11 protein-coding genes and 6 tRNA genes are annotated in these 14,208 nt (G+C 67.5%); 16 read left to right on the top strand and 1 reads right to left on the bottom strand.

Annotation, left to right across the window (positions count from 1 at the left end):
• The first annotated feature begins 125 nt into the window (after nt 1–125).
• The 8 genes from OXM57_03080 (at nt 126) to OXM57_03045 (ending at nt 5,930) form a co-directional block, all read left to right on the top strand.
• A complete protein-coding gene (locus OXM57_03080; protein ID MDE0351654.1) occupies nt 126–473 on the top strand; it encodes a YraN family protein in 348 nt (115 codons plus the stop codon).
• Nucleotides 474–848: 375 nt separating this feature from the next.
• On the top strand, nt 849–2,351 hold the full coding sequence (locus tag OXM57_03075; GenBank protein ID MDE0351653.1) for a YifB family Mg chelatase-like AAA ATPase: 1,503 nt from the start codon (nt 849–851) through the stop codon (nt 2,349–2,351).
• Entirely contained in the window at nt 2,348–3,406 is a 1,059-nt protein-coding gene (gene dprA, locus OXM57_03070) for a DNA-processing protein DprA (protein ID MDE0351652.1), read from the top strand. Before OXM57_03075 ends, dprA begins: the two co-directional genes overlap by 4 nt.
• A 41-nt stretch (nt 3,407–3,447) precedes the next feature.
• Nucleotides 3,448–4,191 carry an MBL fold metallo-hydrolase gene (locus tag OXM57_03065; protein ID MDE0351651.1) on the top strand — a complete coding sequence of 248 codons (744 nt, stop codon included), beginning with the start codon at nt 3,448–3,450 and terminating at the stop codon, nt 4,189–4,191.
• 13 nt (nt 4,192–4,204) lie between these two features.
• Nucleotides 4,205–4,921 (top strand): ribonuclease PH, encoded by a 717-nt coding sequence (gene rph / locus OXM57_03060; protein ID MDE0351650.1) that lies wholly within the window; start codon nt 4,205–4,207, stop codon nt 4,919–4,921.
• Nucleotides 4,918–5,514 (top strand): RdgB/HAM1 family non-canonical purine NTP pyrophosphatase, encoded by a 597-nt coding sequence (gene rdgB, locus OXM57_03055; protein ID MDE0351649.1) that lies wholly within the window; start codon nt 4,918–4,920, stop codon nt 5,512–5,514. The genes rph and rdgB overlap by 4 nt, the downstream gene beginning before the upstream one ends.
• A 219-nt stretch (nt 5,515–5,733) precedes the next feature.
• Nucleotides 5,734–5,807: transfer RNA gene (locus OXM57_03050), tRNA-Lys, on the top strand.
• Nucleotides 5,808–5,848: 41 nt separating this feature from the next.
• Nucleotides 5,849–5,930: transfer RNA gene (locus tag OXM57_03045), tRNA-Leu, on the top strand.
• On the opposite strand, the gene OXM57_03040 is transcribed toward OXM57_03045, so the two are convergent.
• Nucleotides 5,931–7,598 (bottom strand): hypothetical protein, encoded by a 1,668-nt coding sequence (locus OXM57_03040; protein ID MDE0351648.1) that lies wholly within the window; start codon nt 7,596–7,598, stop codon nt 5,931–5,933. It lies immediately after the preceding tRNA gene.
• Between the two features lie 24 nt (nt 7,599–7,622).
• Here OXM57_03040 and OXM57_03035 point away from each other — a divergent pair.
• The 8 genes from OXM57_03035 to OXM57_03000 all read left to right on the top strand — a co-directional run bounded on the left by OXM57_03035 (nt 7,623) and on the right by OXM57_03000 (nt 14,201).
• Nucleotides 7,623–7,696, top strand: a tRNA-Pro gene (locus OXM57_03035).
• 121 nt (nt 7,697–7,817) lie between these two features.
• Nucleotides 7,818–7,888: transfer RNA gene (locus OXM57_03030), tRNA-Gly, on the top strand.
• A gap of 51 nt (nt 7,889–7,939) precedes the next feature.
• Nucleotides 7,940–8,012 (top strand) — tRNA-Arg (locus tag OXM57_03025).
• Between the two features lie 71 nt (nt 8,013–8,083).
• Nucleotides 8,084–8,158 (top strand) — tRNA-His (locus OXM57_03020).
• Nucleotides 8,159–8,209: 51 nt separating this feature from the next.
• Nucleotides 8,210–9,571 carry a trigger factor gene (gene tig / locus OXM57_03015; GenBank protein MDE0351647.1) on the top strand — a complete coding sequence of 454 codons (1,362 nt, stop codon included), beginning with the start codon at nt 8,210–8,212 and terminating at the stop codon, nt 9,569–9,571.
• A gap of 65 nt (nt 9,572–9,636) precedes the next feature.
• Nucleotides 9,637–10,245, top strand: a complete 609-nt coding sequence (locus tag OXM57_03010) for an ATP-dependent Clp protease proteolytic subunit (GenBank protein MDE0351646.1) — start codon at nt 9,637–9,639, stop codon at nt 10,243–10,245.
• A 3-nt stretch (nt 10,246–10,248) separates the two neighbouring features.
• Nucleotides 10,249–11,517, top strand: a complete 1,269-nt coding sequence (gene clpX, locus OXM57_03005; protein MDE0351645.1) for an ATP-dependent Clp protease ATP-binding subunit ClpX — start codon at nt 10,249–10,251, stop codon at nt 11,515–11,517.
• A gap of 44 nt (nt 11,518–11,561) precedes the next feature.
• Nucleotides 11,562–14,201, top strand: coding sequence for a valine--tRNA ligase (locus tag OXM57_03000; protein MDE0351644.1), 2,640 nt, complete (start codon nt 11,562–11,564; stop codon nt 14,199–14,201).
• Nucleotides 14,202–14,208: the final 7 nt, after the last annotated feature.

The following is a 14,208-nucleotide window of genomic DNA, read 5'->3' as shown; positions in this document are numbered from 1 at the left end:
TGCTAGTTGCTAGTTGCTAGTTGCTAGTTGCTAGTTGCTAGTTGCTAGTTATATTGACTAGCGGCTACTACCTGTCACTGGCGGGCCTTAGGTTGGCCGTACTGCCGGACCGAGGCTCGACTCATATGCGCGACAGCGATTTCAGCACTCACGGGCGCCGCCTGGGCGCGTTCGGAGAGCGGGTGGCGGCGTCGTTCCTCGAACGGAACGGGGTCCGGGTGCTCGGCAGGAACATCCGGATCGGCAGGGGAGAGGTCGATCTGGTGGTAGCCGACCGGAGGGGACGGTTCGCGGTGGAGGTGAAGACCGGTATGGAGAGGGCGGGCGAGCATCCCCGGTGGAACTTCACCGACCGCAAGGCGAGGCAGGTGGCGCGGATGGCTCGTACGCTAGGAATCCGCCGGGTCGATCTGGTCACCGTCGTGGTCGGGGACGACGGCGTGGGGGTCGAGTGGCACCCACGGGTCGCCTAGGAGCGCTCTTCGGCCTCCGACGCGGCGCCGCTCCTTGTTCCAGCATCCCCGGTGCCAGTGACGGCGCAGGTCCGGGGCGTCGTCGGGTACCACCACCAGGTGGTACCGCCCCTTAGGGATGGTCTGCGCGCAGCCCCCGCACTCGTAGGGCTTGAGAGCGGCGGCGGGCTGGACCGGGCGGACGCTCAGCCGCCCAGGAAGGCCCATGCCACCAGGGCGGCCGTCACGGCGATAGCCGCCACCACCATCACCACATCGGCCACCCGACGCTCCTGCCGGCGGAAGGGGTTGAATCCCATGCGGCGATGTTATCCCGGCGTTCGCATCAGGCCGTCCCCGGTGGCGTCACGGGAACTTTTCGCGTTCTGAAGGATCGTGTCACAGCCCCTCCCCATGCTTGAGGTCATGTTCGCATCAACCAACTCCGTAGCCCTGGTCGGCGTAGAGGCGCGCGCCGTCAGGGTGGAGGCTCATGTCGGAGGAGGAGAGAAGGGCCGTCTGAACGTGGTGGGCCTGCCCGATACCGCGGTTCGGGAGGCCAAGGACCGGGTCATGGCGGCCATGTCGGTGGCGGGTTACCGGTTCCCGGCCAGGACCGTGACCGTCAACCTGGCGCCGGCCGACCTACCCAAGTCGGGGAGCGCGTACGACCTTCCCATAGCGCTGGCGTTGCTGGCCGCCGCCGGCGAGATCCCGAAAGGCGCCTGCCATGTGGTCGCCCTCGGTGAACTTGCTCTGGATGGAAGAATCCGGCCTGCTCGGGGCGGCCTCGGAGCGGCCATCGTGGCGTCGGACATGGGAGTGCCGTGCCTCCTACCCCCGGGCGCGGCCGAGGAGGCGAGCATCGTCTCGTCCGCCAAGGTGCGTATGGCGGGATCGCTGGGAGCTGCGATAGCCGCCGCATTGGGAGAGGGTGACTTCCGGCCGCCGCCGCCCGCCGAGCCGCCCACCGTACCCATGCCGGACCTCTCGGAGGTGAGAGGCCAGCCGTTGGCGAAGCGGGCGCTCGAAGTGGCGGCCGCTGGTGGGCATCACCTGCTCCTCTCGGGCGCGCCGGGATCGGGCAAGACCATGCTGGCCCGATGCCTGCCGGGCGTGCTGCCACCACTTGACGAGCGGACCGCTCTGGAGGTGGCGCAGGTCTGGTCCTCAGCGGGGAGGGCCAGACCCTCGCTGTTCCAGCCTCCTATCCGCTCGCCGCACCACACGGCCACGACGGCGGCCGTGATCGGCGGGGGATCGGGCATCCCGGTACCGGGCGAGATCAGCATGGCGCACCGCGGCGTGTTGTTCCTCGATGAACTCGGGGAGTTCCCGCCCAGCCTGCTGGACGGGCTCCGCCAGCCGCTGGAGGAGGGTCAGGTCACCATCGCCCGCAAGGGCGTCTCGGTCACGTTCCCGTCCATGGTCCAGTTGGTGGCGGCTACCAACCCGTGCCCCTGCGGGTACGACGGCGACAACCGGCATGGGTGCTCGTGTTCGGACCGCATGAAGCAGCGCTACAGGCGGCGCCTGTCGGGGCCCCTGATGGACCGCTTCGATATCCGTATCAAGGTCAACAGGGTGGATCCGGATGCCATGATCGGCCCGCCCGAGGAGCCCTCCAGCGAGGTGGCCAAGCGGATCGCATCGGCCCGTGAGGCCCAGGAGCTACGCGGGTGCCGCAACCGCGACCTGAGCAGGACCGAGCTCGACTCGCTGGAAGCGGCGCTCGGCGCCAAGCGGTTGGTCGAGGGTGCCCTCCGGCATGGCAGCCTCACCGGACGGGGCTTCGACCGGGTCCGCCGCCTGTCCCGAACCATCGCCGACCTCGCCGGGTCGATCGCGGTCGAGGAGCCCCACGCCGCCGAGGCGCTGGCCCTGAGGGGGCTGGTATGACCTACGACCCCGACGCCCTCATCAGGCTGGCCCATGTCGGCATGCACCCTGATCGGCTCCGCAAGCTCGTCAGCAAGGCCGGAGCCCCGACACGGGTTCTGAGGAAGATCGAGCAGGGGGAGCTGGCGATCCCCGCCATCGCCCGGGAAGCGGCCGGCGTCCCCGCAGACGAGCGCAGGGAGCAGCTCGACCGGGCCGGGATCGAGTTCCTGGTTCGGGGCGAGCCGGGTTTCCCCGGCCGGCTCGGTGATCTGGAGGACGCCCCGCTCTTCCTCTTCCAGAAGGGCGGGCCCTCCCGGGGCAAGGCGGTGGCAATCGTCGGCACCCGCACCTGCACCACCTACGGGAGGCGCCTGGCGGAGAGATACGGTGAGGCGGTGTCTCGAGCCGGCTGGTGGGTGGCGAGCGGCCTTGCCAAGGGTATCGACGGCGCCGCCCACCGCGGTTCGTTGCGCGGTCCCACACCGGGCATCGCGGTGCTGGGCTCCGGTGTGGACGTCTGGTACCCGCGCGCGCACCGCGACCTCGGGATGTCGCTCCTGGAGGCGGGGGGTGCGGTGTGGAGCGAGGCTCCACCGGGCGCCCGTCCGCTCGGCTGGCGCTTCCCGCCCCGGAACCGGCTCATATCCGGGATAGCACATGCCGTGGTGGTGGTGGAGGCCGGCGCCAAGGGAGGTGCTCTGGTCACGGCCCGGATGGCCCTCGAGCAGGGCCGCGATATCTTCGCCACTCCGGGTGATGTGGGCAGGCCCAGCTCGGTGGGATGCAACCTGTTGATCAGGGACGGCGCCGTCCCGGTCCTCGATGCCGACGATCTGGTGGAGGGTCTGGAACTGGCCATGGGCCCGTCGCCCGGCGCAACACCTTCCCAGGCATCCGCGGCGTTGGGGAGCCCAGCCGTTCCCGTGGCGGAGTTCCTCGCCACCCTGGGCGATGACCCCGCCTCCGGCATGGCCGAACTCGGGCGTCTGATGGCCCAGGGAGCAGCCACGATCGACACCGACGGCATGGTGGTGACCGTTCCCGGCAGGACATCGGGTGACCCGGTCCCGTGAGACCGCAAATCCACAGACAGACCACGGGCTACGCTGGAGTCATGCAATTGACGGTGCTGGGCGCCAACGGCACCTATCCGACCGCCGGGCGCCCCGCTTCCGGTTACCTGGTCTCGGACGGCGAGACGAACCTCTGGATGGACGCAGGGCCGGGTACCTACCTGGCTCTCTGCAACGAATTGGATCCGGTCGAGATCGATGCCGTGTTCCTGTCCCATCGGCATCCCGACCACTGCTCCGATGTCTTCGCCCTTTATCACTCGGTTGCCTACGGGCCGGCCCGGCGAGGCCGGATCCCGGTCGTATGTCCGGAAGGCCTCGCCGAGGCGCTGGCAGGGTTCCTTCAGCACCCGGCGGCTTTGGACAGCGCCTTCGAGTTCGTCACCGCGGCTGACGGTGATTCGGTGCGGTTGGGGTCGATGGAAGTCTCGATGGTGAGGACCAACCATCCTCCGCCCACCCTGGCGCCGCGCATAACGGCGGGGGACCGCTCGGTCACCTATACGGCCGATACCGGGCCGAGCGACGCAGTCGCCTCGCACGCAGCGGGATCCGACCTGCTGCTGGCCGAGGCATCCATGACAGGCCGGCGGGGCCCTGACTCCGCCCCCCACCACATGACCGGCGCCGAGGCCGGGACCATGGCCGCCGCGGCGGGTGTGGGGCGTCTCGTGCTGACACATGTCCCCGCCCATGTGGACCCCGACCGGGTCCTGGCTGAAGCGGAGTCCGAGTTCGACGGCCGGGTGGCGCTGGCCGTGCCCGGCGCCCGCATGACGGTATGACGAGCGGGGTGGTGTGCGCATGAGCCCTTCGAGAGAGAGACCGGCCGACGAGTTGAGGGCGATCCGTATCACTCGGGGTTATACCGAGATGACCCCCGGCTCGGTGCTGATCGAGTTCGGCCGCACGGTTGTGTTGGCCACGGCTTCGGTCTCGGAGTCGGTGCCGCGCTGGATGCGGAATACCAACCGGGGATGGGTAAAGGCCGAGTACGCCATGCTTCCGGGATCCGGCGACCAGCGTATCTCGCGGAGCTCCTACACGTCAGGCCGCCCCAAGGAGATATCCAGGCTCATCGGCCGTTCGCTCCGCTCGGTGGTGGCCCTGGAGAAGATGCCCGACACGATGGTCATAGTGGACTGCGATGTGATCCAGGCCGACGGAGGGACGCGCACGGCGGCGGTCAACGCGGGATGGATCGCCCTTCACGACGCCTTGGAATGGGCTGTGGCCGAGGGCCGCCTGGCAGCCAGCCCGCTGCTCGATCGGGTGGCCGCTATCTCGGTGGGGTTGGTGGGCGGCGTGCCGCTGCTCGACTTGGAGTATGAGGACGACGTGGCGGCCTCGGTGGACCTCAACGTGGTGATGACCGGGCGCGGCCTGCTGGTGGAGGTCCAGGGTACCGCCGAACGGCTTCCGTTCAGCCGGGCCGAGCTGGATGAGCTTCTGGACCTGGCCGCGACAGGGATCGCCCGGATCGCAGACCTCCAGGCTGAGCTGGTGGCCGGGTGAGCCGTCCGGTCATCGACCGGGCGGTGGTGGCGTCCAAGAACCCGGACAAGATCGCCGAGATCGAGACGTTGCTGACCCGGCATGGGATCGTCGGCGAGGTGGTCCGCGGGATGGAATGGCCCGATGTGGTGGAGGACGCACCCACGCTGGAGGGCAACGCCCTGCTCAAGGCGCGCCAGGTGGCGCGCAGCACCGGCCTACCCTCGATCGCCGACGACACCGGCCTCGAAGTGGACGCCCTGGGTGGTGCTCCCGGAGTCCACACGGCCCGGTACTCGGGGCCGGATGCCACCTACCGATCGAACGTGGACGCCCTACTGGCGGCCCTGCTGGGCGTGGAGGACCGGACCGCCCGTTTCCGAACCGTGGTGGTGGCAATCCTGGCGGACGGCGCCGAGGTGGCTGCGGAGGGAGAGCTGGTCGGTGAGATCGCCCGAGCGGGCCGTGGATCCGCAGGCTTCGGATACGACCCGGTTTTTGACGTGGACGGCCGCACCCTCGCAGAAATGGACCGGTGGGAGAAGGACCAGGTCAGCCACCGGGCGCGCGCCATCGTGGCGCTGGCGGATGCGCTTTCGGCCCACCGGGCATGACCGGCGCCCATACCGGGCGGAAGGCGGGGAAAGCCCACTAGAGCGGTCTGTCTGTGTAATGGCGGTGTGGTATGGCGTCGGCAGCGGTGTTTCTCGCAAGGCCCGCTGACGAAGGCGTACCCGCAGCGGTACGTTGACGAAGCGGAAGGCAGCGAGGGGCGCCGATGGCAGCCATAACACACCTGGTTGTTTCGCAGGCAGACCGCTACAATGCTCTGCGGGTCGCTAGCTCAATCTGGCAGAGCAACGGACTCTTAATCCGCAGGTTCCGGGTTCGAGTCCCGGGCGACCCACCTCCGGGACGGTTCTGCAGCGGTCAACAGCGTCCCTCGTCGCGGGTGTGGCGGAACGGTAGACGCGCCAGGTTTAGGTCCTGGTGGGCAATGCCCGTGGGGGTTCGAGTCCCTCCACCCGCACTATTGGAAGGACACGAACACCGGCACCGGGGTCAGCTCCAGGACCTGTTCGGGCGTGGCGGTGGGGGAGTCCTCGTCATAGAAGTTCTTCCAACCCCACCAGAACCGGTCGGCGTCCGGCTCGAGGGTCAGGGCGTTCCAGGTGCTGTACTTGGCCTCGAGGCTTCCCTGCCCGTCCATCTGGATCAACACTGCCAGCTCGGGCGGCGTCTCTATGAGTGCGCGGTTCGTGATCATGGAGAACCGGAACTGGTGGACGATCAGGAGCTTCTGCGGGAGCGCTTCCTCCCGGACTATCGCCGCGAGCCATTCGATCACCCGGTTGATCTCCGCCGCGTCGACCGTACCGATCTGGCGCAGATGGACCTGGTCGGGCTTCAGCCTCCACTCGGGATCAAGGGCCAGACCGACGTGCGGCAGGCGAAGGAAGTCTTCGTAAATCTTTGCCTGGGTCAGGAAGTCGGTGCGTCCCGGCTGCAGGTCGAGGACCACGTAGGTGTCGTTGGCGGCTGCGATCTCGATCCACGGCTGGATCACATCCCGCGCCGTTTCGGACGAGTAGTCACCGTCCCGGCCGGCTCCGGCCGAGGCGACGGTGGCGATTATCTCGAAGGTCGGAAGCACGGTGGCCCCGTCCGCGCCGTAGCCGTCGGTGATCGATCGGAGCCGGTCGATGCCTTCCTCAGGGCCCTGCTCGCCTAGCACCCCGAGGGCCGACGTAACCGGATGCCCGTACATGGCCACCAGCCGGCGCCCTTCGCCCTCTCCGAACATGAGCAGGCCGCCCCCCGGTATCTCGTCGTTCCGCCGGACCACCTCCAGCTGCCACGCCAGATCGTCGTCGAAGTCCGAGAGCAGGTCCACCTTGGTAGCGGCCGCGATCATCCTCCGCGCGTAGGCAGGAAGGGCCCTCAGATCCCCATCCACGACGACCACGCCGACACCGATCTGGATGCCTAGAGCCATCAAGGCGGACGGCGAGGCCGGATCCACCAGCCAGACACGTTCCGGAGTCCTGGCGTCGGACGGGAACGCCGCGTCCCAATCGACCGCCACCGGCTCGACGGTGAACCCGGCGAGGGCGTCGCGAAGTACCCGCTCGTCAAAACCGGCGGCCAGGATCCGCTCCGGCGCCAGGCGGCGGAGCTCGTCCATCAACCGGTCATCGAACCACTGGCCGACCAGCAGCAGAGGCCCTCGAATGCCGCTCGCGGCCATGGTGGCCATGGCCGCCGGATTGGTGGCGAAGGCCAGACCTACCTCGTGGGCACACGTGAAGGCGGCCTGCGAGATCTCGACGCTGACCGTGACGGCCGAGGTCTCGGTGGGGCGGAAGTCCTCCGGGATGCGGGGCGAGCAGTCCCTCTCCGCCTGAGGCGCCGCGGACGCCGCCTGGGAGGAGGGCTCTGCGGATCGGTCCTCCACTTCGGTGACCGGGCCGGGATCGGGGGAGACGGTGTCTGTAGAAGGTTCCTCGGCCGGGGAAGCCGGATCCGCCGCTGAGGTGGGGGCGGCGGCGCTCGACGGTGCGGCCTCCTCGGCCGACTCTCCGTCCGGCCAGAAGTAGACGGCGATGGCCAAAAGGATGGCGAGTACCGCGATCCGGCCGGCGGCGGAAACGAGAACCCGGCGCCCACGTGCGCTCGGAGGGTTAGAATCCATGTTCAACGAGCGCTCCTGAGGGTGCTCGACCGGGCTGTGGCGCAGCTTGGCAGCGCGCCTGCTTTGGGAGCAGGAGGTCGTCGGTTCAAATCCGACCAGCCCGACCCGAACCTCCCTCTGGCAGGCGGTGTGAAGGCTAGCCGTTCGCCCTCGGTTTTTCGCGGACCTATCGAGCCCGGGCGCGTCCCGGTCAGATGGGTACGGCATGTATTATGGGGAAGACCGGCGGGTGTAGCTCAATGGTAGAGCTCCAGCCTTCCAAGCTGGCGGTGAGGGTTCGATTCCCTTCACCCGCTCCGACGGATGAGTCCTGGACCGGGCTGCCGCGGAGCGTAGGGCTGTGATGAGCCCCCGTAGCTCAGTGGACAGAGCAGGAGCCTTCTAAGCTCTTGGTCGGAGGTTCGAATCCTTCCGGGGGCGCGCCACTACGGGTACTGATCCGTACCTGGCGAGTCCGCATTACAAGGAGCCGGTGTGGTGCCCGGCGCATGGTGGCCGTAGCTCAGCTTGGTTAGAGCGCCTGGTTGTGGTCCAGGAGGTCGGGGGTTCGAATCCCCTCGGTCACCCTGGTGCTGAGTCGTTCGACCGCGCCTTGCCTACCCGACTCTTGGAGTGTCGTGTCATTCACCGTTGCTGAAGTGAGCGACTTCGAACGTCGTATCACCCTCCTGCTCGACAGCAGTCGCCTCGAGGCGGCCGAGTCCCGCGCCGCCCGGAGGCTGGCCCGGGACATCCACGTGAACGGTTTCCGCCGTGGCAAGGCGCCCCGCCGCATGGTGGAGCGGGTGGTCGGCAGGGAGCGGGTCCGCAACGATGCCATCGAGGACCTGCTGACGGACCGCCTCCCGGGGGTATGGGAAGGCACCGGCCTGACCCCGGCGGTCTCGCCCGTGGTGGATGGGATCAGGGAGGTCACCGACGGTGTCGAGGTGGATCTCCTCGTAAGCCTATGGCCTACGTTGGCTACCCCGCCGGTCTACGAAGGCCGGACGGTCGAACTCGAAGCTCCCGAAGAGATCGGCGACGAAGCCGTAGGGCGATACCTGGACATGTACAGGGAGCAGTTCGCCGAGCTGGAGACCGTGGAACGGCCCTGCCGAGCGGGCGACTACGTGGCCATCGACCTCAGCTCCTCGCATGACGGGCACCCTCTGGAGACGCCGGCGGCCACCGGGTTCCTGTACGAATTGGGCGTCGAGGCGGCGATGGAGGGCTTGACCGAGCAGCTGACAGGCTGCGAGGCGGGCGCGGTGGTCGAGTTCGAGGCGCCGCTGCGCATGGCAGTCGGCGACCTGGCCGAAGGCACCGTGATCGGGGTGCGGGTGGTCGTAGAGGAGGTACGGGAGAAACTCCTTCCGGATCTGGACGACGAGTGGGTGTCGGACTTCACCGACTTCGACACCGTGAGCGAACTGCGTGAGCAGGTGTTCAGCGACCTGGACGGGCAGCGCCTCGAATCTTTGCGAAGCCAGCTACGAGGTGTCCTCCTGTCGGAGTTGGCCGAAGAGGTGGAACTGGACATACCCCAAGCCGTCGTAGATGCCTCCGCGATGAGGATGTTCGAGGATTTCCGTGGACGCCTCGATGAGCAGAAGTCGTCGGTCGAGGAGTACCTGGAAGCGACCGGGCAGGACATCGAAGCCGTGTTCGGACAGTTCCGTGGCCGTGCCACCGCGCAGATACAGGTCGGAGCGTTGCTGGATTCGGTAGCTGAGCACACAGGAGTCGAGGTGCTGGAGGAGGACATTCTCGATGCCTACCAGGCCGTAGCTTCCCGAACGGATCAGTCGGTCGAGAGCATTGCCGAGGAGATGGCGGGGAGTGCTCTAGAAAACAGCGTGCGCGGTGATATCCTGCGGACCCGGGCACTGGACATTCTCATGAGAGCTGTTGTGGCTACGGATGGTGATGGAGCTGTGATCGACCTCCGGCTCGATCCGCCCGATGCCCCGGAGACCGTCGAGGACGAGACCGAGTAAGGAGAGCAGTGAGCGACATCATGCCGCCGATCGGCGCTGTCACGAATCCTCCGGCCACGGGCTACCTGGTGCCGACGGTGGTCGAGTCCACAAGCCGGGGGGAGCGGGCCTTCGACATCTATTCCCGCCTGCTCAAGGACCGGATCATCTTCCTCGGTACGCCGATCGACGATGCGGTGGCCAACCTCGTCATGGCCCAGTTGCTCCATCTCGAATCGGAGGATCCCGACCGTGATGTCAACCTCTACATCAACTCCCCGGGCGGCTCCATCACGAGCCTGTTCGCCATCTACGACACCATCCAGTACATCAAGCCGGACGTCAGCACCGTGTGTATGGGGATGGCCGCCTCGGCCGCCGCGGTGATCCTGGCCGGCGGCGCCAAGGGGAAGCGGTTTGCCCTGCCGCACGCCCGGGTGATGCTCCACCAGCCCCAGGGAGGGGCGAGCGGGCAGGCCACCGACATCGAGATACAGGCGCGCCTGATCGTCCAGATGAGGGAACAACTCAACCGGATCCTGGCCCACCACACCGGCCAGGAGTACGAGAAGCTGGCCCAGGACACCGACCGTGACTTCTGGATGCTCGCCGAGGAGGCCAAGGCGTACGGGGAACACGGAATCGTGGACGCGGTGCTGACCAGTCGTGAACTGGTGGCGGTCGAGGACCTCTGAGGCGTGGCTACCAAGTACGGGGACGGGAGCGATCTGCTCAAATGCAGTTTCTGTGGCCATTCGCAGAAGCAGGTCAAGAAGCTCATCGCCGGGCCCGGGGTCTACATCTGTGACGAGTGCGTCCTGCTCTGCACCGAGATCCTGGACGACGACCTGTCCACCAGGGAGTCCGAGCACGATGGGGAGTTGCCCAAGCCCTCCGAGGTGTACGACTTCCTGGACGGTTACGTCATCGGTCAGGACCGGGCCAAGAAGACCCTGGCCGTGGCGGTCTACAACCATTACAAGCGGGTGCGTGCCGGAACACCCCGCAAGGAAGAGGTGGAGCTCTCCAAGTCCAACATCCTGCTGATCGGCCCTACCGGATGCGGCAAGACGCTCCTGGCCCAGACCCTGGCCCGCATGCTCAACGTGCCCTTCGCCATCGCCGACGCAACCGCTCTCACCGAGGCGGGCTATGTGGGGGAGGACGTGGAGAACATCCTGCTCAAGCTTCTGCAAGCCGCCGACTACGACATCAAGCGAGCCGAGCAGGGCATCATCTACATCGACGAGGTGGACAAGATCGCCCGCAAGGCCGAGAACCCTTCCATCACCCGGGATGTGTCCGGCGAAGGGGTGCAGCAGGCGCTGCTGAAGATCCTGGAGGGGACCGTGGCCTCGGTGCCCCCTCAGGGCGGCCGCAAGCACCCCCATCAGGAGTTCATCCAGATCGACACCACCGACGTGCTGTTCATCTCGGGTGGGGCGTTCGCCGGGCTCGAGGAGGTGATCTCCCGCCGGATCGGCAACAAGGTGGTCGGGTTCGGGGCAGATCTTCGATCCAGTCCCGACCGGCCCCAGGAAGAGTTGCTCTCGGAGGTCATGCCGGAGGATCTGATCAGGTTCGGTCTGATACCCGAGTTCATCGGCCGGCTCCCGATGGTGGCCACCGTCAACGCGCTGGACAAGGAGGCGCTGATCCGGATCCTCCAGGAACCCCGCAACGCCCTCGTCAAGCAGTACGCCCGGATTTTCGAGCTCGACAACGTGGAGTTGGTGTTCGATGACGATGCTCTCGAGGCCATTGCCGACCTGGCGATGCTGAGGGGCACCGGCGCCCGTGGCCTGCGGGCCATCATGGAGGAAGTGCTCCTCGACACCATGTACGAACTTCCCTCCCTGCCGGACATCGGGCGGGTGCTGATCGACCGGAAGGTGGTCGAGGAGAAGACCAACCCGACCCTCCTGGCCATCAGCGACATCGAGAATCGCCGCGAGAGGAGCGCGTAGCCGCCCGGCCCGGGTCGGGTAAGCGCGGCCGATTCCATCTTCCAATGACTACCAGCGCTCCCGACCCCCTCGAGGGAAGCTACGACCCCCGCCGCGTGGAGGAACGCTGGTATCCGGTCTGGGAACGGTCGGGCGCCTTCCGCCCCGAAGTCAATCCGGACGGCGAGCCGTTCTGCATCGTCATTCCTCCACCCAACGTGACCGGCGTGCTCCACATCGGGCATGCCCTGGACCACTCGATCCAGGATGCCATCGTCCGCCGCAAGCGCATGCAGGGCTACGCCACCCTCTGGCTGCCCGGAACCGATCATGCCGGCATCGCCACCCAGATGGTCGTGGAACGGGAACTGGCCCTAGAAGGTCTCAACCGCCACTCCATGGGCCGGGAGGCCTTCGTCGAGCAGGTCTGGCAGTGGAAGCGCCAATCGGGGGGCACCATCACCGAGCAGATGCGAGCCCTGGGTGACTCGTGTGACTGGACGAGGGAGCGCTTCACCCTCGACGAGGGTCTCTCCGCTGCGGTGCGAGAGGTGTTCGTGCGCCTGCATGAGCAAGGGTTCATCTACCAGGGGCAGCGGATCATCAACTGGTCTCCGGGGCTCATGACCGCTATCTCCGACATCGAGGTGGAGTACAGGGAGGTAGAGGGCCAACTCGTCCACATCACCTACCCCTTCGCAGACGGGGACGGCGCAGCCGGTATAACCGTCGCCACCACGCGGGCGGAGACCATGCTGGGCGATACCGGCGTGGCCGTCCACCCCGGCGACGATCGCTACCGGCACCTGGTCGGGCGGACGGTGCGCCTTCCGCTCATGGGGCGGGACATCCCGGTGGTGGCCGACGAAGCGGTCGACCCGGACTTCGGGACCGGGGCCGTCAAGGTCACTCCGGCCCATGATCCGCTCGACTTCGATATCTCGCAGCGAACCGGACTGCCTCCCGTCCAGGTGATCGGCGAGGACGGAAGGATGACCGACGCCGCCGGCGGCTTCGCCGGTCTGGACCGGTTCGAAGCCCGGGCGCAGGTCGTCGAGGCCCTCAGGGCCGGCGGCTACCTCGAACGCATCGACGAGCACCGCCACACGGTGGGCCATTGCTCCCGCAGCGGAGTGCCCATCGAACCGCTGCTGTCCAAGCAATGGTTCGTGCGGGTGGCGGAGTTGGTGGGCCCGGCGGTGGAGGTGGTGCAGGAGGACCTCGCCAGGTTCGTCCCCAAGCGTTGGGAACGGAACTACTTCCGCTGGATGGAGAACCTCGAGGATTGGTGTATCAGCCGCCAGCTCTGGTGGGGCCATCGGATCCCGGCCTGGTACTGCGAAGCCGATGGCGAGGTGATCGTGGCCACCTCTCCGCCGCGTGCCTGCGGGAAGTGCGGCTCGGAGCGGTTACGGCCCGAAGAGGACGTCCTGGACACGTGGTTCAGCTCGGCGCTGTGGCCGTTCAGCACGCTCGGGTGGCCGGAGCAGACTGACGATCTCCAACGTTTCTATCCCACCGACGTGCTGGTGACCGGCTACGACATCATCTTCTTCTGGGTGGCCCGCATGCTGAAGATGGGCATGCAGTTCGCGGGCGACGTCCCGTTCCGTGAGATCGTCATCCACGGGCTGGTCCGGGCGTCCGACGGCCGGAAGATGTCGAAGTCGCTCAACAACATCGTGGATCCCTTCGAGATGATCGAGCAGTACGGAGCCGATGCCCTCCGGCTCAGCCTGCTGCAGTCGGCCTCCCCGGGCCACGACGTGCCGTTCGACGTCAGCTGGGTGGATGCCGCCCGGCGCTTCGGCAACAAGCTGTGGAACGCCACCAGGTTCGCCCTCATCCACCTGCCGTCCCGTGCGGTGCCGGCGGCCGGCGGCTATCCGGAGGACCCGGGCCCGGTCGACCGATGGATACTCGCCCGTCTGGGAGAGGCGGCGGAGCGGTTCGACGAGCTGTCGGACGCGCACCGGCTGTCGGATGCCTTCTCGCTCATGTACTCGTTCGCCTGGTCGGAGGTGTTCGACTGGTATCTCGAGATGTCGAAGCCGGTGCTGTCGGCGGGAGGTCCCGAGGCGGAGCCGGTCAGGCAGACCCTGGGTGTGGTGATGCGTGACCTGCTCAAGTTCTTCCACCCGGCCATCCCCTTCGTGACCGAGGAGCTCTACAGCCACCTGGTGGCGGGCGACCTGCTTATCGTGGCGCAATGGCCCGAGGTTCCTCGCTACCCGGCGCCCGGAGGGATGGACGTCCTCCAAGATCTGATCACCGCCCTGAGGGGTTCCCGGTCCTACCACGGGTGGGCCGCCCGCGAGGAACTCGACGCGGTCGTCCATGATCCGGCCGGCGCCTGGGACGACTGGTGGGCGCCCCAGCTGGCATCGCTGGCCGGGATCCGCGCCAGGGTGGGTCCGCCTCCCGAGAGCCGGGGCTACCTGCGGGTGGCGGCCGGTCCGGTCGAGGCCTACGTGGAGGTGGGCGGCGTCATGGACATCGAGGCCGAGCAGGAGAGGCTGGGACGCCGGCTCCGGAAGGCCCGCGCCGAGCTCCAGCAGTCGGAGGCCAAGCTGTCGAACCCGGCCTTCCGCTCCCGTGCGCCGGAGGAGGTCGTGTCCAAAGAGGAGCACAAGGCGGAAGCCTCCCGAGCCCTGGTCGATCGGTTGGTCAGCCAGATCGAGGCGCTCGGACCGGCCCGCACCTGACCGACCG

The sequence above is a fragment of the bacterium genome, from assembly GCA_028820935.1.
Taxonomy (GTDB): Bacteria; Actinomycetota; Acidimicrobiia; order Spongiisociales; family Spongiisociaceae; genus Spongiisocius.
The sequence above is the reverse complement of the archived record's forward strand: the minus strand, read 5'-3'. Positions and strand labels throughout refer to the sequence as shown.

What these genes read in the sequence shown, in the direction of transcription:
- dprA (MDE0351652.1), top strand. Translation starts at nt 2,348, where the DNA reads ATGACCTACGACCCCGACGCCCTCATCAGGCTGGCCCATGTCGGCATG.
- OXM57_03080 (MDE0351654.1), top strand. Translation starts at nt 126, where the DNA reads ATGCGCGACAGCGATTTCAGCACTCACGGGCGCCGCCTGGGCGCGTTC.
- OXM57_03000 (MDE0351644.1), top strand. Translation starts at nt 11,562, where the DNA reads ATGACTACCAGCGCTCCCGACCCCCTCGAGGGAAGCTACGACCCCCGC.
- OXM57_03065 (MDE0351651.1), top strand. Translation starts at nt 3,448, where the DNA reads ATGCAATTGACGGTGCTGGGCGCCAACGGCACCTATCCGACCGCCGGG.